The sequence below is a fragment of the Streptomyces sp. NPDC007875 genome, from assembly GCF_042868035.1.
Classification (GTDB): domain Bacteria; phylum Actinomycetota; class Actinomycetes; order Streptomycetales; family Streptomycetaceae; genus Streptomyces; species Streptomyces antimycoticus.
In genome coordinates this window covers 332,125-354,550 of sequence record NZ_JBIADZ010000008.1, presented here as the reverse complement: position 1 = coordinate 354,550, position 22,426 = coordinate 332,125, and the positions used below count along the sequence as shown (strand labels likewise).

The following is a 22,426-nucleotide window of genomic DNA, read 5'->3' as shown; positions in this document are numbered from 1 at the left end:
CCGGGCTCAGCATCCCCGCCCGACCGGCCGCGGCCACGACTGCCCCTCCAAGGAGAATCATGCTCACACCCCTCAGCCTCCCCGGCCTCGAAGAGGCATACCTGGCCTTATTGAGGCTGGTATCCGAGGATCACGATCACCACATCTCCGCCCGTGGAAACGACGCCCATGAGGTGATCGGCGCGAGCTTCCGCTTGTCGGACCCGCGCCAGCGACTGCCCTTCCTGGCAGCGCGTAAGGCGAATCCGGTCTTCCACTTCGCCGAAGCACTCTGGTACCTGGCTGGCCGCAGGGACCTTGGAATGATCGGCTACTACGCGCCGTCCATGCGCTCCAGCTCCCGGGACGGCATCCACGTGGGTGGTTCCGCATACGGCCACACGATCTTCAGCCCGGCCGACGGCGACACGGTGTCGCCCTTTGACCGCGTCCTGGAGCTGCTCCGCGGCGAGCGGGACAGCAAGCGGGGCTACATTCCCGTCTTCGCCGCTGACGAGCTGGCAATCAGTGACAACCCGGATATGGCGTGCCTCGCCGGGCTGCACTTCCTGGTGCGGGATGAACGGCTGCACATGGTGTGCTACATGCGGGCCAACGATCTCGACTGTGGCCTGCTTTCGGACGTCTTCAGCTTCACCATGCTTCAGGAGTTCGCAGCCGTCCAGCTCGGCCTTGAGATGGGCTCGTACACCCACTTCATCGGCTCGGCCCACATCTGCGACCGCAACGCCGAGCGCGTCCACCGAGTCCTTGTGGAAGCCGTCACCCGGTCGGCGCCGATCCAGTTCCCGTTCCCGGCGATGCCACCGAGCACCACCGCAGCGACCGTGGCGCGCGTCCTTGAGCACGAGGAGGTGCTGCGCACGAACAAGGCCCACTACAGCGCGGCACACATCACGAGTTCGGACCTCGATCCCTATTGGCAGCAGGCTGTGCTGCTGTTTGAGGTCTACCGGCAGATCGAGCACGAACACGTGGACACGGTGAACCCGGAGGTTCTCACCGCTATGGATCCGGGCTTGCGGTGGCTCGTGGGCCACCGCTGGTCTGCCTGCGCTGGCGCCCTGAGCGGAGGCGAGGAGTGAGCCGGAAGCCACCGAGCGGCGCCGTGGTCGACGGCATCGATTTCGACCGGTGGGCGGTCATCCTGTGCAAGCCGGACTGCGTGGAACGCGGCCTGGTCGCGCGCGTGCTTGACATGATCCGCGCCTGTGGTGTCGCGGTCACGGACGGCATGGACCTTGTGGCGCAGCCGTGGCAGGCCCACGTCGTGTACCGCGATCTGCTCGCAGATGCCAAGCGTGCTCCCCGTGATCTGCCGACCTACCTCGATGAGGCGTTCGCCGACCGCCCGGTGTCCGTGGCACTCGCCCACGGTGAGCCCGGTATCCACTCCCGTCTGCGGCAACTCGTCGGGCACACAGACCCCACCCTGGCCGTGGCCGGGACGATCCGCGGCGACCTCGGAAACGACAGTCTGAGCGTTGCGCTCGCCGAGCGGCGCCTGGTCCGCAACCTCGTGCACACCAGCGATGATCCGGATGCTGCCCGTCGCGACTTCGGCACCTGGTTCGGGGACGGCCGTCGCCCCGCCGATCCCGACTTCGAGCGGTGCTCGGTCATCCTGTGCAAGCCCGACGCGGTCGAGCGCGACCTGGTGGACGCCATCCTGGACCGGATCGGCGCAGCCCAGGTCGCGGTGTCGGGTCGGCTCGACCTGACCGTTCAGGCGTGGCAGGCACATGTGCACTACTGGGATCTGCTGGTGGACGCCGACTGGTTCCCTGACCGCGACATCCCCGCTTGCCTGGACGCGGAGTACGCCGACCGCCCCGTCACGGTGGCACTGGCCCATGGAAATCCGGGCGTGCACCACCGTCTTCGTCAGCTCCTGGGGCACTTCGACCCCACCCGGGCCGCGCCCGGCACCATCCGCGGTGACCTCGGGGACGACAGTCTGGCCGCGGCGCTCGCCGAGCGGCGCCTGGTCCGCAACCTCGTGCACACCAGCGATGATCCGGACGCTGCCCGTCGCGACTTCGGCACCTGGTACGGCGCCCATCGCCGCGCCCTGCTCTCCCCACCGAGTCCCCCGCGCCAGCGCACGTCTGCCAACACCTGACGCCATTCCCTCGAACTGGAGGCATCATGAGCGAGCCGTACCAGCAACGCCCCTTACCAATCCTCCCCACGGAAAAGATCGGGGAGTTGAAGCCTGCTCTGGCGGATGTGATCGAGTACCGCAAGTCCGGGCTCTCCTTGAACTGGATCGTCGGCTGCCCGCTGGACTGTGGTTACTGCATCCGGCACACCTTCGGCAATTTCGAGATGAAGGTCCCCCGTCGGCTGGTGAGTGACGAAGAGGCGGTCACCGCGCTCGTGGAGCATCCGTACTTCCGGCCGCACACCACGCCGATCCAGCTCTTGAACCGGGCGACCGACCCCATGCTGCCGGCCGTCAAGCCGCACCTGTTCACTGTGCTGCGGCGCCTGGACGAGCGGGGCTTGACCAACCATGTCCTGGTCATCACCCGCTGGCGCGTTTTCCCGGAGGACTGCGCGGCCCTCAACAGCTACGAGAACCTGCGCCTGACCGTGCTAGTCACCCACTCCGGCATCGACCACGAGGCCATCGAGCCGGTGGACTCCCAGATCGCCGCCGAGAGCCTGCGCACCCTCTACGAGCACGCCGAGCTGTACCGCACCATCCTGTACTGGCGGCCGATCGTCCCCGGTCTCAACGACTCCGACGCCCATCTGGAGCGGGCGCGCGAGCTGTCCCGACACGCGCACGCCACCGTCTTCACCGGCCTGTTCTACCGCCAGGAGATCGCCGCCTACTACCAGGCGCACGGTCTGCCCACGCCGTACGAGGACACCGCCCGGCGCAAGATCCTTCCCGAAGTGGCCGAGCGACGGGTGCTCGATGCCTTCCGCAGCCTCGAGGACGTCTCCGCCCCGTGGGGAGCGTTGTTCCGCAAGACGAGCTGCGGCGTGGCCTACGCCCACGGAGAGGCCGACTACAACGGCCACTACGGCGTCCGCGAGCTGTGCGACATCTGTCCGGAAAAGCAGCTCGCGCTGTGCCACGCGGCCTGGGACAAACCCGACCTCGCGGACGTCACCGAAAGCGCCCGAACCCTTGGCGCGACCGGGCCCGTTGAGATCACAGACAGGGCCATCATCGTGGAGGGCCTGGACGAGCCGCCGCGCTACTACCTCCAGCACGGCTACGGCTACCAGTGCCACGACCGCGAGAAGCCTCACCACTACCGCCAGCACGGCCGCGCCCCCATCGGCTGGCCGATGGAGAACGGAACCCCCGCACCATGAACTTCGACCCCTGGCCCACCCTGTTCGTCGTAGACGTCGAAGGCAACGGCGCCAACCCGCCCGATCTGGTCGAGGTGGCCGCCCTTCCCGTACGCGACGGCGGGCCAGACACCAGCACGGCCGGAGCGTGGCTCATCCGCCCACCCCGTCCCGTCACCCCCCGCGCCGCCGGGATCCACGGCCTGACCAACGGACTCCTGGCGCAATCCCCCGCATGGGGAGAGCTTACCGACCAGGTTCACGCGCTCCTGGGCACGGCGTGGATCTGCGCCCACAACGCCCACACGGACTACCGAGTCCTCAAGGCCCACCTGCCCAACTGGGAACCGGCCGGAGTCCTCGACACCCTCCGCCTGGCCAAGGCCACCTACAAGGACCTGCCCCGCTACACCCTCGACTCCCTGATCAAGCACACCGCGCCGGACCTCACCGCCGCTCCCGCCCAACGGCACCGTGCCACCTACGACGCCTACGCCACCGCGCAGCTCCTCATCGCCATGGCCAGCCACTACGACACCTGGGACCAGCTCGTCGCCGCGGCCGTGCCGCCCGGCCTGCCAGGCGCCCCCGAGCCAGAAGAGGACCCCACCCTGTGGTGACCCACCAGCAGACGCCCATCCGTATCGGCGTGCTCGGCACCCACTCCACCGGCAAGACGACACTGCTCAAGCGGATCCAGATGGAACTGCGCGGCCACGGGCTCACCGTGGCCCGCACAGGCCGACTCGCCAAAAGGGCCGCGGCCATCGGCCTGCCGAAAATGCAGCACCACACCGCGGCCTCCACCGAGTGGATCATCACGCAGGGCATCGCCGACGACATCGCCGCCGCAGCACAAGGCGCCGACGTCGTCCTCGTCGACCGCGCCTCCTTCGACGCCCTCGCGTACTACCACGCCGCCCTTGAGCACCGCGGCGAGCACGCCCACCGGCTGGAGAGGGAACGCCTGCGACTCCTCGCCTCGACGCAGGCACCGAAGTACGACCTCCTTCTCGCGACCGTGCTCGACCCGGACGTACCCGTCGACCCGAGCCACGACTACGACCACCGCTACCGCCCCCTGGTCGACCGCCACGTCCACGACCTTCTGGCGGACGACGGGATCCCGCACCATCGCGTCACCAGCGACCACGAAAGCCAGGCCCGCGCCATCGAACGCGCCCTTCAGCTCCGCCTCCAGGAGGCCGCCGTATGACCATCACGCCGCCCGCGGGCACCATCACCCTCGCCGGGAAGACCGTCTCCCGGCTCGGCTTCGGCACGATGCGCCTGACCGGCCCCGGCATCTGGGGCGACCCAGCCGACCGCGCCACCGCACTCACCGTGCTCCGCCAAGCCGTCCACACCTACGGCATCACCCACATCGACACCGCAGACGCCTACGGGCCCCACACCGTCGAACACCTCATCCACGATGCCTTACACCCCTACCCCGAGCACGTCCTGATCGCGACCAAAGTGGGCCTGGCACGCCCCGCCCCGGACACCTGGGTCCCGCACGGCCACCCCGTCTACCTGCGCGCATGCGTCGAAGCGAGCCTACGGCGACTGGGCACGGACAGGCTCGAACTCTGCTACCTCCACCGCATCGACCCCCAAGTGCCCGTCGCGGACCAGATCGGCACACTCCAAGCCCTCAAAGACGAGGGCAAGATCGGGCACATCGGCCTGTCGAAGGTCACGCCCCAGCAGATCCGTACCGTCACCAACGACACCACCGTCGCCGCCGTGCAAAACGTCCTCAACATGAACAGGGACCGGCACGACCCGGCACTCGAACTCTGCCGCGACCTCTCCATCCCCTACGTGCCGTACCGGCCCCTCGACGCCGGCACTCTCGCACGGCACGGGCATACCGACGCAGCTCTCAACTGGCTGCTCCACCTCGGGAACCACGTCGCACCCATCCCCAGCACCAGCTCTCCCGAACACCTCCGCCAACTCGTCACCGTCGTGACAGGCGCCCGGTTATGACGCGAACACCCACGCCGACCACCGCGACTCCGGCTGACCGACAGCGGCACATGCGGAAAACAGCTCCCTACGAGAACTGGCGGCCGCCACTGGTAGCAGTGTCCTTACTCGTGCCCGTCGAGACCAGCCACCTACTCCTCGCCGAGCTCCGCAGCGACCTGCTCGTGCCCTGCGGCCCTGCCCACAACGGGCAGGCCCCAGAGCGAGCCGCCCAAAATATCCTCCTGGGAGCGCCAAGCGGCATACCCGTCCTTCGACCGGTCGCCGTTGACTGGGTGCAGATGCGGCGCCGACAGATCTTCACCTATGTCGTAGCCACCAACCCCCTCACGCGCGCCGACGCAGCTTGTCTCACCTACCTCGACGGACGAGCGGACTTGCTGATGCTCCCGACCGCGCAAGCCACCGCAGCTCTCCCCGCCCTGGCCCGAGCACGGGTCCTTGCCGGGCTCAAGGCTCTCGCTGATCACGAAATGGCTCATCTCGAAGCCGGAATCGAAAGCCGCACCGAACTCGCTACGCCTTGTCCGCGATGACCGTTTCGGGTCTGCGCCACGGCCGCCCGGCACCGGTGCGAGGCACCTGCACGGATTCCAGCACAGCGTAGTCGGCATTGACTACGCTGAGCACGGGCGCGCCCTCCCGACCCGCGCTGCGAACGCGGGCCTACTCGGTGACCTTCAATCGATCACTCGGGAAGGTACGCCCTTCGCGTGCTCCCCGAGCTCCGATCCACAGGTCATGAGCATTGCTCCCGTACAGAGCCTTACCAGGGACGAGCCCTGACCGATTCCGCTGCTTGGCATACTATTTTCCTGCTGAATCGCCCCCTCATCGAACGCCTCGACCGTCTTTCGACACCTACCACCTGAGACCCCATGGATCGAGCCGAAGAGATAGATCGCCCCAGAGCGACGGATATCGGTTGTATATAAGGAAAGGATGTCCTACGGGAACCTTCACTTACGCCTTCGGAGGGGGAACCGGTGCGGGGGCAAGGGCACGGTCACAACGAGTTGAGCGGCACGGTGCACGGAGCTGCTGTACAGGCTGGAACGGTGTACGGCGGCATCCACTACCGCGTCGAGACTGGGGCCGAAGAGCAGATTCGGCAAATTCCATGGCAGTTACCGCCGTTGGTTCGCATCACCGACCGCACAGTGGAGTTGGACGCACTGGAGCGGCATCGCGCGCGCACCGCTCACGAAGGCTATCCCGCGCTGGCCGCGGTCAGCGGTCTGGGTGGGGTTGGCAAGACGGCAGTCGCGCTGACCTGACTGCACGCACTGAGCCCTCACTTTCCCGGTGGCCAACTCTACGCAGACCTGGGCGCACAGTCTCCAAACGGACCGGCAGCTCCCGACGAGGTGGTTGGCCGTTTTCTACGTACCCTGGGCGTATCGGCCAAGCAGATGCCTTCGGCCCTTGCTGATCGAGCAGCACTGTACCGTTCGTTGACGGCGAGCAGGCGGCTTGTGGTGCTGCTCGATGACGCTGCCACTGCAGCCCAGGTCCGGCCGCTACTGCCAGGCGGTCAGAACGTGACCGCCGTGACCAGCCGCTGGCGGATGCCGGGCCTGATCGTAGACGGCTGCTACGCGCTGCATCTTGAACCTCTCGCCACGGAGGCGGCGGTCGAGCTACTGGAGATTACCCTCGCCGATGGCCGCGTGGCCGCCCAGCCTGAGGAAGCTCGCGCCTTGGTCAAGCTGTGCGCAGGGCTGCCACTGGCGGTACGTGTCGCCGGTGCTCGACTTGCGGCGCGCCCACGGCGTGAGATCACTACCATGGTGCGCGCGCTGACCGAGGAGCGCGGCCGTTTGGAGGCATTGGCCATCCAAGGCGACCACAATGTACGGGCGGCATTGGACCTGTCGTACCAAGGGCTGCCGCCCGAGGCCGCTCGCCTTTACCGTCTCATGGGCTTGCACCCGGGATCGGAATTCGGAACTCCGGTGGTCAGAGCAACACTGGCAAGTGATGCGGCAGACGTACTCGACCTGCTCCACGACGCGAATCTGCTCGTCGATGCTGGGGAGGAACGCTACCGATTCCATGATCTCGTACGGCTGCATGCCGCCTCGAAGGCCGAGGAGGAGGAATTACCCCAGGAGCGCGTCGCGGCATTGCGCCGCATGGTCGACCACTACCTCGCCACTGCCACGCGCGCCGAGGAGATCGTCGATCCTCAGCATCGTACGATGCCGCGCAGCTACGGTGCTGAACCGGTGATCATGGCGGACCTCGGTGATGATGCCGAGGGTGCACTGGACTGGCTGGAGCTTGAGCTACCCAACCTGATGGCCGTGATACATCGCGCACGCCCCGCAGGTTTCCCGGCCGTCGCCTGGCAGCTTGCAGACGCCCTGTGGCCCCTTTTCCTGCGGCGCAAGTTCTACGACCAGTGGCGCGCCGTGCACAAGGAAGGACTGACGGCAGCCGAGGAGTTAGGGGACACGGCTGCCCAGTGCCGGATGCTCACCTCCGGCGGTGTGGGTGAACTCGGTTTGGGAAGCCACGAGCGCGCCCTTGAGATGTTCGAGCGCGCGGCACGCACGTTTTGCACCAGCGGAAACGCCCTCGGCTACGCCCGCACGCTCAACTATCAGGGACTGGCACATCAAAGACTCGGTCGGCTGGACAAGGCGGCCAAGCTCTTCACTCGTGCCGCCACAGAGTTACCCGCATGCGGCGACCGACGGGCCGGCGGACTGGCTCGGCTGAATCTCGCCGATGTCGCACTCGCGAGGGGCCTCCTCGAGCAGGCGACCACGGACGCCGATGCCGCCTACACCACGCTCCGGGAAGCGGGTGACATGTACAACGCCGCGCGCGCGGCCACTTTACTTGGCCGCGCGTATCTCGCGCGGGACCACCTCGACCCGGTGGAGGACCTGCTCTCCACGGCGCTGAGCACGTTGCGCGGCATGGCCGCCGACTATGAAACGGCCCGCACCCTGGAGAGCCTGGCCGTACTCGCCGAGCGGCGCGGACAGCAGGGCCTCGCCCGGGACTACTACCGGGAAGCGCTTGAGCTGCATTCCTCGGTAAGCCGTTCCGAATCGGCGGATGCCGAGGCGGTGCGGGCCCAGCTCGCACGGTTGGAGGGCCATGCTGTGGATTGAAGCCGCAGTAGCCGTACCGCCGCCAGTTCCATAGCTTTGGCCGGTAGCCCGGCCACCAGCCAGGTGTGGGCCAGCGAGGCCCAGATGCCCCATGGCGGAACCGGCGATAACGATCGTGCTCGGAGGGTTAGTGTGAGGCCGCCAGGTCCAAGCCGCATCCAACACCTGGGGCCGCGCTGTACCGCAATCACCAACGCGCCCGGATTGCGTGCACGCAGCTTGGCGATGTCCTGCTGCCCCCTGCCCGTAGCTAACAGCACATCGGCGAGCAGTGACCATGTGTCCGGGGCGGGAAGCTCGACACGCAGATGCTCGTCCACGACCATGGCACCTGAGGTCGGGTGCTCCAGCACGACCCGAGTACGACGCGCTGGCCCTTGCCCAACGACTCCCTCGGACAGGACAACGGTCAGCGCCGTCATGACACGACGCTGCCAGGCTCGTCGTAGCGCACCATGGACGGCAATCGCGCAGGCTCCGTGATAGGCCGGACGGCGGGTGCCCGCAGCCGCAGCTTCCGGTACATCAGCACACGCATCTTGCGAGCAAACTGGCCCGGCTCCGAGCTGATCCGAGCGGCGACCCGCTCATAGCGATGTGACTGGTATGCCGCGGAGCTGCGGTTGAGCTGCCGACGAAGCGGGCGGTCGTCCAGCAGTCGAGGCGCGAAGGAGCTCAACTCAGCCATTGGCGAAGCGGAATCCACATCAGCGTCGGGGAGACTTGCCATCAGCACAGGAGCACCGGTCATTGCCCCATAGAGCGTGACGGAGCCGTGGTCACCCACTATGTAGTCTGCAGCAACAAGCGCCCCGACCCAGTCGGTGTACTGGCTGACCACCGTGAGCCCCCAGCGGGCAAGCTCGGCCAGCCAGCTACGAATCTGCCATTCGCCGTGGGCGTTCCACACGTGCGGATGCAAGAGCACAGCAACGCGATACTCTTCCCGAGGCAGCTCGCTGACCAGCCGCTCCAGTAGCTCCCACCTCTGTCCCAGCAGAGAATGAGGCCCCCAGGTGGAGCAGGCCAGAACCAGTCGCTGGTGGGCCCTGGTGCGCAGGGCCTCCCGGTACAGCGCCCGCGAGGGCAGACTGGCGGTGATGCGGTCGAAGCAGGGGTCGCCCACCACCTCCGCGGCACGCAGAGCCTCGGGGCATTCGCGACCGAGCCGGGTGAGCTCCTCCTGATGCGCCAGAACGATCGTCTCGGGTACCAGTACACCGTCCCGAATGAGCCGCTGCCTACTGAGGCCATACACGCCTCGATCCGCCACCAGGTGTCCCCGGCGCGCACCACGCACGATCTTGTTATGCCCGGCGCCGTGCGGGAGCACGATCACGGGAGCGTACAGTTCATGGAGGCTTCCGTGGCCTGCCGCCAACGCAAGGTCGAACTCTGTCCGTATGGCCTGGCTCCACGGCAGCACCAGCCCATTGAGCTCCTCCAGGAAGGCAGCTACACCGTTACTGAACACGTCAGGCGCCGACGTGAAGAACAGTTGTACGCGGCAGTCACCCTCCAGGAGACGAACCGCCTCGAGCAGCCGCTGCCCGGCGGTCACAGTGTGCACCACAGCCAAGACCCTTCTACGGATCCGGCGTGTGGCCCAGCGCTCGACATCCAGACGCACCGGCACATGAGGCCCGTGCGCTTCTTGCGTTACCACGCTCATCGACATCAATCCCCCGGTTCCTTCCTCCGGACCGGTCACTCGGTCCAGTCGACAGCGACGGTTTGCTGTCACTGACACAGAGGTGCCCCCAGGGGTGGATGGATGACTTGCAGGAATCCTGCACTCCACGTGATGGAAATGACCATGGCGAGATGTGCGCCCGTCGCGCTCCCATGCGCCTCTGCCCGCTACCCTAGATAGGCAGCGACAGTAAATTGATGCCGCGCGTATGTGCGGGCGCTGCCGGAGGCGGCAGGAAGTAGAACACCCATCGGGGGCGATGGTGGAACTTCTTGCTCTTGGATCCCTTGAACTATGGCATCACGATCAGCGATGCAAGCTCGGATCGGTGAAAGAACGCTGCGTGCTAGCCGTTCTGGTCCACGCCCGGGGCGAGCCGGTCAGCGTTGAGACCTTGATGGATCGCATCTGGGACGGCGAGCCGCCCCGGACAGCCTTGGACACTCTGCACAGCTACCTGTCCCGGCTACGCAGACGGCTACGAAGGGCAGTCGGAGACCTGGTTCAGGTGGAACGGCCCTCCCCCGGGCTGTATCAGCTCCGGGTCGACCCGGAGGATATCGACCTGCTGCGCTTCCAACGGCTGCGCACGGACGCGGGCTCAGCAACTGCGTGCGGTCAGAAGGATCTGGCCGTTGGTCTGCTGCGTACTGCCGAATCTCTCTGGCGAGGCGAACCATTGGCAGAGTTTTCCAGTGCCTGGGCCATGTCGACGCGCACCCGGCTGATCGAGGAATACCGTCGTGTTCGGGAAGAACGGATCCGGGTGGAGCTCGAGTTAGGACATCACGCAGATCTCATAGGTGAGCTGCATGAGCTCACCTCGCAGAATCCGCTTGCTCAGAAGCTGATTCGTTTCCTTATGTTGGCGCTCCATCGCTCCGGACGGCCCGATGAGGCACTTGCCCTCTACCGGACCACACGCCAACGCCTCCGGGACAGTCAAGGGATCGAGCCCGGACCCGATCTTCGAGAACTCCATCAGCGCATCCTCAAACAAGACCGTACACTGGTGGAGATCCAATCCGATACCGCGCTGCCTCCCAACAACCTTCCTCGCACAACCCGAGACTTCACTGGACGTACCAGCGAACTCCGCATCTTGCTTGCAGAGCCGGCCTCACCGGACAGCACAATAACGCCCCTGCCGCTCACCGTCGTCCATGGTATGCCAGGCATCGGCAAGACCGCCCTGGCCATTCGCGCCGCGCACGGGCTACTTATGTCCTATCCTGACGGCCAATTCTACGTGAACTTACACGCCTACAGTAGCCAGACGTCCTACGACCCCGCAGAAGCACTCGGGGTCCTACTCCAGGCAGCCGGATTGTCAGGGGACCTGCCCGATTCGCTCGACGAGCGCGCGGCCAAATGGCGGCAGTGGACGGCTCGGCGTCGTGTGCTGGTGATCCTGGACAACGCCCGTGATGCTGCTCAAGTCATCCCTCTACTGCCTGGTGCCCCCACCTGCCGTGTGATCGTAACCTGCCGGAACCGACTCGCAGGACTGGACGGTGCCTCATCCCTCTTCCTGGACGTGCTGTCCGAGGCAGAGGCAGTCGCGCTCTTCACCCGGATCGCAGGTCCTGCTCGGTTGTCCGTCGACGCCGCAGCCTTAGGACGTATCGTAGCTGCGTGCGCTTGCCATCCCCTCGCCATTCAGCTGCTCGCTAGCCGCTTCCGGCATCGCGACTCCTGGGACCTTTATCATCTCCTCGATCGGCTCACCCAGGCGGCTGACCCGCTGGACGAGTTCGACGATGCCGTCGCATCGGCTTTCCGGTTCTCCTACACAGAGCTGAGCGGTCCAGCGCAACAACTGTTCCGCTTCCTTGCGCTGCACTCAGGCCCTGATATCACCCTTCATGCGGCAATCGCACTCACAGGATTGAAGGGTGTGCAGTTGCGTAAGAACTTGGAGGAGCTTTTGGACAGCCACATGCTCGACGAGCCCATACGAGACCGCTACAGGTTCCACGACCTCACCCGCGCCTTTGCCTTCCAGATCTGTTCCCAGACGGAACCAGAGTCGGCTCGTCGACAAGCGGTCGACCGGCTCCTCCGCTACTATCTCACCGCCGCACACCGTGCCGATCAGCTCGCTCACCCACACCGTCGCACCCTGCCCTTAGGGTCGGAGCGGGAATCCTCATACGCGCCCCAATTCGGCAACGCAGACGAATCGACAGTATGGCTCGCCTTGGAACGCGCCAATCTCCTAGCCGCCGCCCGCACATCAGCTGCTGAGGCTCCGAGATTCGCAGCACTCTTCCCCCACGTACTTGCCATGTCACTCAAGTTGTGGGGCACCTGGAGCATCGCGGCCGAACTCTATGACGCAGCAATGCCCGCCCTCCGCATAGAGGGCGACAAGGCAGCTCTGGCCCGAACTCTGGTGGAACGCGCGGAGGTTCTGGCCCAAAGAAAGCACCAGGAGGCCCGGAGCTGCACGACCGAGGCCCTAGCTCTCTTTCAGGCGCTCAACGATCCAAGCGGCTGCGCCGACGCTCTCCTGCAGTCAGGCCGCGCCCACCTGGCGGGGGGCTATGGCGATATGGCCTTGAGCGCACTCGATCAGGCACTGGATCTGTACCAGACGGTTGGTGATCGGTTAGGAGAAGGAGAATGCCTTAATGTTCAAGGAGCAGCACTGCATTACGCTGGCCGCTATAAGGAAGCAGCCCATAAGGTCCGGGCCATGCTTAGCATTCATGAGGAACTCCAGGATGAGTCCGGCCAGGTACGGGCCCTAAATAATATGGGCGAGCTCTACTATCGCCAAGGACGCTACGAGGACGCCCGTGGCTACTACGAACGGTCCCTTTCACTCGCTCAGCGCTGTGGCGGCCGCCAGGAACTCGCCATCTTGGACACAAATTTGGGTGCCGTCTATCAAGCAACTGGTCAGACGGTTCGAGCACTTGCCTGCTTGCAACGAGCTCTCGACAGCCACCGGGCTGGCAGTGACTCTCTGGGAGAAGCAAATGTACTGATTAGCATGGGCACGGCTTACGCGGAAACTGGACGAAAGCGCGAGGCCCTACTGCACTTCAGCATGGCGGAAGAAGTCGCCCGCAGCATCGACAACTCCTACGAGAGACAGCGGGCGCTGATAGGTGTAGCTAATATTCAGCGCGAATCGGGACAGCTTGGCAGCGCGCTGACAGTTTTCAGGCAAGCATTGCATGTGGCCCAGGACGCTGGCTTCCCTCTCGGCTCCGCGCAGGCACTCGCGGGACTCGCACAAACCGCCCTATCTTCTAACAATCTCGAAATGGCACGTCACTACGGCGAGCAGGCAATCACTGTCTATAGAAACCTTGAAGCGGACGCGGAGGCAGAGGGGGTTCAATCTCTCCTTGCAGGCCAGGGATTGACCGGCTCCTGAGCCTCGCAGGAGCCGGTATGCCTATGCCGAGAGACCGGGTCAGCCAATCACGCGATTACCGGTGCTACCAGCGTCACCACATCCACTGCGCCGCGCTAGCCTGCACCGTCGTCGACTGACTGGACGAGCTCACGCCGTCCACGCTCGACGCGATGACACATACGGCAAACGCAGCAACGGCAGCGGCAGCGGCGATTTTGTTCAACGTGCGACGCACCAAGACCTCGAATCCGGTAATAGGTTGAGAACCAGAGCATATATGCAGCCCAGGGGTGATCAACAGTACACCCTGCGCAACGATGTTCGGGTACACTTGTCGTTCGCCGATCAAGGTGATATATAGCGCCTGACCGCACTCCGGTAGCACAAGCCAGCACCGTGCTGCCAAGTCCGGGGAACAGCGCGCTCCGCGCAGCAGGCTCACTTACACGAAGAAAACCGCGACCACCGGTGCTGCAGCGCCAGCCTAAGACCAACCGGCAAATGGTTGGGGCCGCTTGTCGACGGAAGGTGCAGGACATGAAACAGCCACGGGCTAGCGTGATCGTGGAGTTCTCTACGCTCAGTGATCACACAAAGGACCGGTGCCCGCGGTGCCATCTTGCCTGCTCGAACCCCTGTGGAACCAGTTCACCGCTGTACGTGCCAGAAACCTCATCCGTGCTGGTCACGACGGGCGAGCGCTGCGGTGGGTCCGCCGGTCAACCGTGAGTAGAGGCCCTGTGGGTGCCGGGAATTATGCCACCCGGGCTGACCCGCTGCTTCGGATCTGCCCAGATCTCAGGAGCGGCGAGCCGTTTTGAGGCAGCGTGCTGGTCGTGGTGATACGGCTGATCTACCTGCTCGCCTGCCAAGCCTTCCGATGGCTTGCCCTGCTCGCCCGTTCGGATGCCTCGAAGGACGCGGAGATCTTGATGCTTCGGCATCAACTGGCGATCGCACGCCGTGCCCAGCCACGGCCCCGCTTCTCCTAGAGCGACAGAGCCGTCATGGCGGCACTGCTCCGGCTCGTCACCAAGCAGCAGCGTACCCAGGTGGCCTTGCTGGTCACTCCGCGATCGGTCCTTCGCTGGCACAACGGCTCATCGCATGGAAGTGAACCTGCCCCTCCCGTCGTCCGGGCCGACCACCCAAACCAGAGGCCCTGCGCCAACTGGTCGTGCGTCTGGCGCGGGAGAACCCGGGATGGGGATACCGCCGCATCCACGGTGAGCTCCTCCGCCTGGGTCGCAAGGTCGCGGCCTCCACCGTCTGGTCCATTCTGAAGCAAGCAGGGATCGACCCGTCGCCGCGGCGTGTGGACTGCTCCTGGGCCGCTTTCCTCAAAGCCCAGGCCTCCGCGATCGTAGCCACCGACCCGTTCCACATCGATACGGTCTTCCTGCGGCGCTGGTTCGTGCTGTTCTTCATCAACCACGGCACCCGGCGTGTGCACATCGCCGGCATCACCCGACACCCGACCGGCCCCTGGATCACCCAGCAAGCACGGAACTACCTCATGGACCTCGGCGACCATGCCGAGTCGGTCAAGTTCCTCATCCGGGATCGCGGGGCCTACTTCACCGACAGCTTCGGCGCCGTCTTCGAGGCGATCGGCGCGCACGTCCTTCCGACGCTGCCCCGGGTGCCGCGGATGAACGCCATCGCGGAACGCTGGATCGGATCATGCCGACGCGAGGCGACCGACCGCATCCTGATCACGGGAGAGCGCCACCTACGCCTCGTCGTCGATGAGTACGCGAAGCACTACAACCAACACCGGCCACACCAATCCCTCGGACAACGGGCGCCGGACCGGCTCACCGAACCCGGACCACCTACCGCCACCGACCACACTCGCGTCCTTCGACGCGATCGACTCGGCGGCCTCTTTCACGAATACACGCAGGTCGCATAGGGTGACACCGTTTTCGACACCCACACCCTTCACGACGCCTGCCATCCCACCTGTTGCTCCTGCTCACTGCAATGAGACACAACGCCTCAGGACAATAGCCGCTTGGCACACTATTTACATGGCCACACCCCTTGCGGACTGTCCCTTTACAGCGCCGCAGGTCCTGCTACGGCGCTCACGCCCTGGGAGTGCCCTATCTACCGGCGGACACCAAGGGGCTTTGCCACGTCTTGACACAAGCCCTCCACTGCGGCCAAGACACCCGCGCGCGAGCTGCCTGCGAAAACTGTGCCCTTGCTGGAAACCTCATCCGTCCTGGTGGGAGCCGGTGCATCGCGCTTCCCGAAATCTGGCCGCGGTCACTTGAGTTGGCGCTCTCGCGCAGCTGCCGTCAGCGCGTCATGATGATCATCGATCGTGCTGCTCCGACTGGCTTACCTGGGTGTGACGAACGCGTTCGCGATGCTTCGCCTGCTGCCGATGACCGACCAGGACAAGGATGCGGAGATCCTCGCCCTGCGCCACCAGATCACCGTGCTGGAACGACAACTTGGCAAAGACAAGATCCGGTTCAGGCCGAGCGATCGAGCGTACCTGGCGGCGCTGTTGCACCGGCTGCCGATGCACGTCCTGCGACAGTTACGGCTACTCGTACGCCCCGACACGGTGCTGCGTTGGCACCGCAGCCTCGTCGCACGCCGCCATGCCTCCTCCTGCCGGCCCAAACGCCCGGGGCGGCCACGCACCGTGCGCTCGATCCGCATCCTGGTACTGCGGCTGGCGAAGGAGAACCCGAGTTGGGGGTACAGGCGTCTGCACGGCGAGCTGCTTGTGCTGGGGGTGAGGGTGGGCGCGTCCACTGTCTGGGAGATCTTGAAGGATGCCGGCATCGACCCGGCGCCCGAGCGGAACTCCAGTACCTGGGCCACCTTCCTCCGTGGCCAGGCTGATGCCCTGCTGGCCTGCGACTTCATGGAAACAGTCACCCTGTCGGGGATGCGGATGTACGTGCTCGTCGTGATCGAACACGGCAGTCGCCGGATCCGCGTCCTGGGCGCCACCGCGCATCCGACCGCCTCCTGGGTAGCGCAAGCGGCGAAGAACCTCGTCATGGACCTCGAAGACCTCGGCTGCCGGGCACGGTTCATGATCCGAGACAGAGACGGGAAGTTCCCCGAACTGTTCGATGCCGTCCTCAAGGACGCGGGGATCGACGTCGTCCTCAGCGGCATCCAGATGCCAAGGATGAACTCGATTCCTGAAAGGTGGATACAGACCTGTCGCCGCGAACTGCTGGACCGGACGTTGATCTGGAACCAGCGACACCTCTTCCACACCCTGCGCGAGTTCGAGCACTTCTACAACGGACACCGACCACACCAGGGCATCGCCAACGCCAGACCGCTGTACTCCTTGCCCCCGCCGATCGACGATCCGGACACGTTATCCCGCCTCGCCATACGTCGACGCGATCGCCTCGGCGGCATCCTCCACGAGTACCGGCATGCTGCTTGACCTGCACGGATGAAGTTTCCGGCAAGGGCAGTGTTGGCCATGGCGGCGACATCCTTGGAGAACTCGTTCCACTCGCCCTTGACCTTGGCCTCCTCTGGGACCATCTCCTTCCAGTCCAGGTCGTCGCTCTCTGCGAGCTTGCGCTGTACTGCTTCAGCAACCATGTCGTACGTCAAGGGCCCCGGCGGGTGACCGAGGTACTCGTGCAGTCGAGTCCAGGAACATGCCATCCCGGCACCCTATTCGGCGAGAAGCCCGGTGGCCGGTGCTTTTCCCATCCGTCCGTGTGACAGGCCTCCCTGCCCGGTGCCGGCAGCGACGAATCCACGTCGGCCTGCTCGCTAATGACCGCGCAGGACAGAATGGGCAGGTGAGCCCCCGCGCCCTCGCACGGGCGATCGGGCTACCGGGCACCGCCGGTCCGGACCGTCTCAGCAAGCCGGTGCAGGAGTGAAGCCGCCATGCCGTTAAGCGTGATGGCGTCCGATCGCACCCACGAGGCAGTGCCGATCGCGCCGTCGTTGTGCTGGGGGCCGCTGGCCTGGGTGAAGACAGCCTGAACCAGGTCGGCGTACGCGTCAGCCTGGTCTGCGAGCCGGTCGAGGATGATGCCGTACCGGTCGTCCTGGTCCTGGTCGTCGCGCTTCTTGCTGCCGTTCTGCGGCCAGATGTTCAGCTTGCGCATAGCGCCCACGGCCAGCCGGGTCTCCCGGATCGCGTCCGGGTACTCGCCGGCCGTAATCTGCCGGTCCGCCGTCCGCAAGTGCTTCGCGGCGGTGGCGAGCGGGCCGCCGTTCATCGGCAAGGGCACGGTGACAGTGAAGGACACGGCGAGGCCCAGCTGCTCGATCTGGTTCTCCCAGACGCTGGCCGGGACCCGCTGCTCCTCCTGGACACAGGCGAACGGGTGCCCGGAGCTCTGCGGCAAGGCACCCTCCACATCGAGCAGGACTGCCATGTCCTGGCCATTGCGGTGCCTCTCGAGCTCCAGAACCTGCTCGGAGATGAGCGGGACGATCAAGTCCACGGACACCCGGTCCGCCTTGGTCCGCAGCGGCACTGGCGTTGGAAGGAACGACCCAATCCAGCCGAGGCCACCCGCAGCCCGCAACTCCCCTGAGAGCGTGGCTTGGTTGACGGCTTCGGCGACGTCGAGCCGTTCAACCTCGACCCGCACCGCCAAGCGGTGTGCGCCAAGGCCCGGCATCAGGGACAGGAGCGGCACGCCTCCCGGCTCCGGCGACCTCAGCCGCAGCAGCGTACCGTCCTCAAACTTCATGTCCGAAACCATCGTGCCTCCCTGTTCAGAAGGCGATTGTCGGACATCAAGCGTCATGTGCGCACAACTTTTCGGACGACACCGGGCGTCGCGTCAACACCAGTACCGCCACCCCCTCCCGTTTATGCAGGTGAGCCACGCATTTGGAACACGAAAGAGTGCCGCCTCAGTCGGGCTCGATGCCACAGTGCATCGAGCCCGTTTCACTTACCACGCCAGAGCCACGAAGCTCCCGAACTACGCCTTGACGTACGGAACGCCCTTGGCGTCGAGCAGCGAGGCAACTCGGTCGGTGTGCTTGCGATGAACCGCGCACACGAGCAGCTGCTGTGCCCGGGAGCCGCCGACGTAGAGGACGCGCCGGGCCTCGGTATTGTGGTCGCCTTCCCAGTCGTCCAGGACCGTGCGCTCGGTGACCTTGTCCACTCGTAGCCTGTCCGGCAGCACGAGCACGACTCCGGGGAACTCCATACCCTTGACGCCGTGGACCGTGGAGTAACGGATCGAGGGGTTGTTGCCGAAGCTGGCGACGCCGGCCCAGGCTCCCTCAGATGGCGCCTTGAACAGGTTGCCCAGGTCGCTGGAGGCCGGGGCCAGCACGGTGCCCCAGTCGGCCGTCTTCAACGAGTCGCGCACCGAGGCGGCAAAGTCACTCCGGGTCTTTCCTTCGGCATCCAGACTCAGGGCGAGCCGCACCGCGAAGCTCTCCAGCCACCGAGGCTCGACACCAACCTCTTCGCAGACCGCGGCAAAGCTGTGGTGCTGTGTCTCCCGTCCCACGGTCAGCGCCGCCAGGATGGCCCGCTGGACCTGGTCGACAGCCTTCTTGCGAGCCTTGGGATCCGTCTCCCGTGACCTAAGCTTGCAACCGGCGTTGGCGATGGCCAGAACCCGGTTGCTCCCGGCGCCCTCCAGACTCACCACGCCAGCCGCCTTCATCCCGTGGGCTTCGGCATGCGACAGGACTACAAGTTCATCCGCGACCAGCTTGTACTGCTCAGCGACGTCCAGCGCCGCCGGCACGATCTGGTCGAGCGCCGAGAACTCGATCAGGTGGACCGGGGTCTGCACTACGGAGTGCTCTCCGCGAGCGCTCTCGAGGAGTTGGCCGGACCTCAGCCCACTGTTGAAGGCGACAATGGCGGGAGAGCTGCGCCAGTTGTCTTCGAGCGCGAGCTGGACGGGCAGGCTGGCAGCGAACTCCTGGACGACGGCCGGGGTCGCGTTCCGGAACTCGTAGATCGACTGGTCGACGTCGCCGACCATGACCACACGGACGCCGCAGTCCCGGAGGAACTCCAGGATGCCAAGCTCTTCTCGGCCACAGTCCTGCGCCTCGTCCACGATGACCTCGGCGAAACGAGCTCGCAGCAGCCCTTCAAGGATCGTCCGCTCTTCGGCGCTGCCCAGCCAGAACGTGGCCAGAACGCGGGCCGCCTCGCAGGTGATGGTCCCGGCTCTGAGGAGCCGGCCAAAAATGTGGGAAGCGCTGACTTCCGTTTCCTGCTTGCGCTGCGCCAACATGCGGTGCGCCCCAGCGTCCCCGAAGTCCTGCGGCACCCGGTTCAAGTTCAGGTGAGCCCGACCATCTGGATCAAAGTCGAACCACTTCAGCTCCAGGTTCTTCGTCCGTCCCATGTCCCGCAAGCGAAAGCTCGTGCAGGCCACGTCATGCCAGGACTGCACATAGTTCGGCTTCCGGCGGTAGGCCTTCAGGTACAGCGGGGTGACGATGAAGCGGTGGATAAAGGTATCGAACGTGCCAACGAAGTGGGGCGTCCGCAGGGCCTCCCCCTGGTTGCCACAGCGACGTCGGACCTCGTCCACGGCTGCGTTGGTGAAGGAGATCAGAGCGATCCCACGTCGGGGCTCCTCTGCGGTCCGCTTGAGGAAGCGGGCGACCATGGCGCGCGTCTTGCCGGCGCCAGGGCAGGCGGCCGCGAACAGACTGTCTTCGGCGTCGACGAGCGCCTGCTGGTCGTCGGTGAGCTTCACCTCGTTCAACGTGCCTCACCCGACGCGTCCGTCAGGACGCCCCGGACGGCGTCAGTCAGGTATTGAGGGGCCTCGAAAGTCCCTCCATTGGCGATCGTCAGGGCTACATCGTGCGCGAACTCGCCCTTGCCGATGAACTTCTTGTGCTTGCGGAGCTTCAGGTAGAAGCCCCAAGCAGGCCCTCGCTCGTTGTCGAGGATCTCCTGCCACTTCTTCTTGGATCGCGGCTTCTGCTTCAGGAAAGCCGCCTTGAGCAGCGGCTCATTGGCCTCGGGCCCAAGAAGGTCAGCCTCAAGGGTGTGGGGAGCCTCGGCGACGATGAGGTGGTCGGCGGCCCCGATGGACTCGGCGTGAGCAGTCAGCCGGTCCTTGCGGTTGTTCACTGCGGTGTCGTCATCGTCGTCTTCCGGCTCGTCCTCTTCTGGTTCGGCGTCCTGGTCGCCGGAGTCACCTTCGGCTGGGACGACCGTCGGCTCCTGGGCCTCGCCCTGGCCGTCCTCGGTCTCCCCGTCCTCGGCCTTCTTCTCCTTGGGGATGTCCGGGTCGCCATCGGTGATGACGGTCAGCTTGTCCAGCAGCCGGCAGCCGTTGACCTCCGACAGCAGCAGCGTGATGTACGGGGCGAAGTCGACGCTGCCCACGTTGATGATCGTGACACCCTGGAAGTCCCGGCGCTGCTTGGCCTGGTCCTCGCCGCCAAAGACGCAGTGGCGGGCGATGACCGGCAGCAGAACGGCCTCGGCTATGCCTTCGACCAGAATGACGCGACGGGCAAAAAGCAAGCCGGCCCGAGTGGCATCCAAGTACTGGTTGATCTTCCGTCGCTCGTCGTCGGTCAGGGCGAGCTTGGCCAGAGGGAGCGCCTGGGTCTTCCGGCGCAGGACCACCTTTTCCTCGCCCTTCGCATCCCGGACGGTCTCCTGGTCCACCCGCGTGCGCAGGGCCACGACGTTCTCGATGCCGACGCTGCTGGCCAGGTTGGGCGAGTGCGTGCTGGCGATGACCTGAATGCGGCCGGCCGGACCCTGGGTGTCGTCCTTGAGGGAAGCCTCGGCCTGTTCCTGGAGGTAATCCAGCAGGACGGCCTGGAGCTGCGGGTGGAGGTGAGCCTCGGGCTCCTCGACGAGGAACAGCGTCAGCTCCATGTGCTGGGCGTTGCGCAGTTCCAGGATCACCGTCGCGATGAACAGCAGGTTGGCGTAGCCCAGGCCCGACTCGGCGAGGTCGGCCGGCGGAATGCCGGCCTCGGCCATCTTCACCCGCAGACTGCGCGCCAGGCGATGCAGCTCGTACTCGGCGAAGGTGACTTCCACCGTCTGCCCGCGGACGGAGTCGGTCAGCTCGCCCAGGTGGCCCTGGATCTCCTTGGTCGTGGCGGTCAGGACGGGATGCTTCTTGAGCTCCGTGAACGAGTCGTTAGCCTGCGCCCGGAACTCTTCCTGTTCGTCTTCCTCGGTGAGGTAGCGGATGATCCGCAGCAGCCGGTTCCCGTCCGATGAGTCCAGCTCGCGCTGCGCGTCCCTCAGCGGCGCCAGGTAGACGTGCGCGATCTGGTCGCGCTTGTCGGGCTCGGCGTCCGGCCCGTCCACCGGACCCGCGGTCACGGTCGGACGCATCTGTTGCCGGACCTCGTCCCGCTTGTACGTCGTCGTGTACGCGGCCTGGTTCGATTCCACGTCGAGCGCGGTGATGTAGTGGGCCCGTTGGGCTGTCGACAGGCCGTCGTAGGTGGCGCGAAACTGGGCCTCCTGGCCTTCGCGGCCATGGGACAGGTCGACCTCGTCGAACCAACGCGTGGCCCGGCGGTTCAGCGGTGTGGTGGCCAGCCGGAGCGCTTCGATGACGTTGGACTTACCGGAGTTGTTCTCGCCCACGAGCAACGTGATGCCAGGTTGGAAGTCGACCTCGATGTCGTAGCACGACCGGAAATTCTTGATACCGAGCTGCCGCAGATACATTCCGGCTCTTGGCTTGTCCTGGCTCACTAACGCACCCCCGCTAATCCATGAACCCATAAAATCGGTCACCTGCACCATGCGACACATAGGGCAGCCCTTGCGTACTTTGACACATCATCCACACGGCGCTCGAATTAACCGAAAAGTAACATAGCGTGGTTGGGCACATTGCGTTGCTGTCACGCCGACCGTGACTGCTCGTCGGACCCTGTGCCGCTCGAAAAGTCATCGCTGCACGTCATGCCGCATATCTTGTGCCGCTCGAAAAG

At 65.4% G+C, this 22,426-nt stretch carries 16 protein-coding genes; 11 read left to right on the top strand and 5 right to left on the bottom strand.

The features are described 5' to 3' along the window. Nucleotides 1-59 precede the first annotated feature (59 nt). The 6 genes from ACFYOY_RS19490 to ACFYOY_RS19465 are packed head-to-tail and all read left to right on the top strand — an operon-like array spanning nucleotide 60 to nucleotide 5,307. Nucleotides 60-1,085 carry a thymidylate synthase gene (locus ACFYOY_RS19490; protein WP_330806229.1) on the top strand — a complete coding sequence of 342 codons (1,026 nt, stop codon included), beginning with the start codon at nucleotides 60-62 and terminating at the stop codon, nucleotides 1,083-1,085. Further along, a complete protein-coding gene (locus tag ACFYOY_RS19485) occupies nucleotides 1,082-2,122 on the top strand; it encodes a nucleoside-diphosphate kinase (protein WP_351885689.1) in 1,041 nt (346 codons plus the stop codon). Before ACFYOY_RS19490 ends, ACFYOY_RS19485 begins: the two co-directional genes overlap by 4 nt. Before the next feature lie 26 nt (nucleotides 2,123-2,148). After that, entirely contained in the window at nucleotides 2,149-3,333 is a 1,185-nt protein-coding gene (locus ACFYOY_RS19480) for a radical SAM protein (protein WP_388588282.1), read from the top strand. Beyond that, a complete protein-coding gene (locus tag ACFYOY_RS19475; RefSeq protein ID WP_351885695.1) occupies nucleotides 3,330-3,932 on the top strand; it encodes a 3'-5' exonuclease in 603 nt (200 codons plus the stop codon). The genes ACFYOY_RS19480 and ACFYOY_RS19475 overlap by 4 nt, the downstream gene beginning before the upstream one ends. Beyond that, nucleotides 3,929-4,528 carry an AAA family ATPase gene (locus ACFYOY_RS19470; protein WP_388588279.1) on the top strand — a complete coding sequence of 200 codons (600 nt, stop codon included), beginning with the start codon at nucleotides 3,929-3,931 and terminating at the stop codon, nucleotides 4,526-4,528. Before ACFYOY_RS19475 ends, ACFYOY_RS19470 begins: the two co-directional genes overlap by 4 nt. Further along, complete coding sequence (locus ACFYOY_RS19465; RefSeq protein ID WP_351885698.1) at nucleotides 4,525-5,307, top strand: aldo/keto reductase; 783 nt, start codon at nucleotides 4,525-4,527, stop codon at nucleotides 5,305-5,307. The genes ACFYOY_RS19470 and ACFYOY_RS19465 overlap by 4 nt, the downstream gene beginning before the upstream one ends. Before the next feature lie 131 nt (nucleotides 5,308-5,438). Here the strand turns inward: ACFYOY_RS19465 and ACFYOY_RS19460 are convergent, their stop codons facing one another. Then, nucleotides 5,439-5,777: a hypothetical protein gene (locus ACFYOY_RS19460; protein WP_330816558.1), complete on the bottom strand. Its 339-nt coding sequence runs from the start codon at nucleotides 5,775-5,777 to the stop codon at nucleotides 5,439-5,441. Nucleotides 5,778-6,365: 588 nt separating this feature from the next. On the opposite strand from ACFYOY_RS19460, the gene ACFYOY_RS19455 reads away from it, so the two are divergent. Continuing rightward, a complete protein-coding gene (locus tag ACFYOY_RS19455; protein ID WP_388588275.1) occupies nucleotides 6,366-6,584 on the top strand; it encodes a hypothetical protein in 219 nt (72 codons plus the stop codon). 201 nt (nucleotides 6,585-6,785) lie between these two features. Further along, nucleotides 6,786-8,432 carry a tetratricopeptide repeat protein gene (locus ACFYOY_RS19450; protein WP_388588272.1) on the top strand — a complete coding sequence of 549 codons (1,647 nt, stop codon included), beginning with the start codon at nucleotides 6,786-6,788 and terminating at the stop codon, nucleotides 8,430-8,432. A 418-nt stretch (nucleotides 8,433-8,850) separates the two neighbouring features. Here the strand turns inward: ACFYOY_RS19450 and ACFYOY_RS19445 are convergent, their stop codons facing one another. Next, on the bottom strand, nucleotides 8,851-10,104 hold the full coding sequence (locus ACFYOY_RS19445; protein ID WP_330816574.1) for a hypothetical protein: 1,254 nt from the start codon (nucleotides 10,102-10,104) through the stop codon (nucleotides 8,851-8,853). Between the two features lie 349 nt (nucleotides 10,105-10,453). Here ACFYOY_RS19445 and ACFYOY_RS19440 point away from each other — a divergent pair, with 349 nt between their 5' ends. The 3 genes from ACFYOY_RS19440 to ACFYOY_RS19430 all read left to right on the top strand — a co-directional run bounded on the left by ACFYOY_RS19440 (nucleotide 10,454) and on the right by ACFYOY_RS19430 (nucleotide 16,925). Beyond that, a complete protein-coding gene (locus ACFYOY_RS19440) occupies nucleotides 10,454-13,513 on the top strand; it encodes a tetratricopeptide repeat protein (protein WP_388588269.1) in 3,060 nt (1,019 codons plus the stop codon). A 1,159-nt stretch (nucleotides 13,514-14,672) separates the two neighbouring features. Next, a complete protein-coding gene (locus tag ACFYOY_RS19435) occupies nucleotides 14,673-15,410 on the top strand; it encodes an integrase core domain-containing protein (RefSeq protein WP_330816564.1) in 738 nt (245 codons plus the stop codon). Nucleotides 15,411-15,827: 417 nt separating this feature from the next. Beyond that, nucleotides 15,828-16,925 carry an integrase core domain-containing protein gene (locus ACFYOY_RS19430; protein ID WP_351885708.1) on the top strand — a complete coding sequence of 366 codons (1,098 nt, stop codon included), beginning with the start codon at nucleotides 15,828-15,830 and terminating at the stop codon, nucleotides 16,923-16,925. 403 nt (nucleotides 16,926-17,328) lie between these two features. Here ACFYOY_RS19430 and ACFYOY_RS19425 read toward each other — a convergent pair whose 3' ends face one another. From ACFYOY_RS19425 to ACFYOY_RS19415, 3 genes are all read right to left on the bottom strand, one after another. After that, nucleotides 17,329-18,216, bottom strand: coding sequence for a hypothetical protein (locus ACFYOY_RS19425; RefSeq protein WP_351885711.1), 888 nt, complete (start codon nucleotides 18,214-18,216; stop codon nucleotides 17,329-17,331). A gap of 225 nt (nucleotides 18,217-18,441) precedes the next feature. Further along, a complete protein-coding gene (locus ACFYOY_RS19420) occupies nucleotides 18,442-20,199 on the bottom strand; it encodes a UvrD-helicase domain-containing protein (protein ID WP_351885714.1) in 1,758 nt (585 codons plus the stop codon). Between the two features lie 5 nt (nucleotides 20,200-20,204). Further along, a complete protein-coding gene (locus ACFYOY_RS19415; protein ID WP_388588264.1) occupies nucleotides 20,205-22,235 on the bottom strand; it encodes an ATP-dependent endonuclease in 2,031 nt (676 codons plus the stop codon). Between the last annotated feature and the right edge of the window lie 191 nt (nucleotides 22,236-22,426).

Coding starts and splice junctions, on each gene's coding strand:
- ACFYOY_RS19490 (WP_330806229.1), top strand. CDS start 60: ATGCTCACACCCCTCAGCCTCCCCGGCCTCGAAGAGGCATACCTGGCC.
- ACFYOY_RS19480 (WP_388588282.1), top strand. CDS start 2,149: ATGAGCGAGCCGTACCAGCAACGCCCCTTACCAATCCTCCCCACGGAA.
- ACFYOY_RS19475 (WP_351885695.1), top strand. CDS start 3,330: ATGAACTTCGACCCCTGGCCCACCCTGTTCGTCGTAGACGTCGAAGGC.
- ACFYOY_RS19465 (WP_351885698.1), top strand. CDS start 4,525: ATGACCATCACGCCGCCCGCGGGCACCATCACCCTCGCCGGGAAGACC.
- ACFYOY_RS19445 (WP_330816574.1), bottom strand. CDS start 10,104: ATGAGCGTGGTAACGCAAGAAGCGCACGGGCCTCATGTGCCGGTGCGT.
- ACFYOY_RS19425 (WP_351885711.1), bottom strand. CDS start 18,216: ATGGTTTCGGACATGAAGTTTGAGGACGGTACGCTGCTGCGGCTGAGG.
- ACFYOY_RS19415 (WP_388588264.1), bottom strand. CDS start 22,235: ATGGTGCAGGTGACCGATTTTATGGGTTCATGGATTAGCGGGGGTGCG.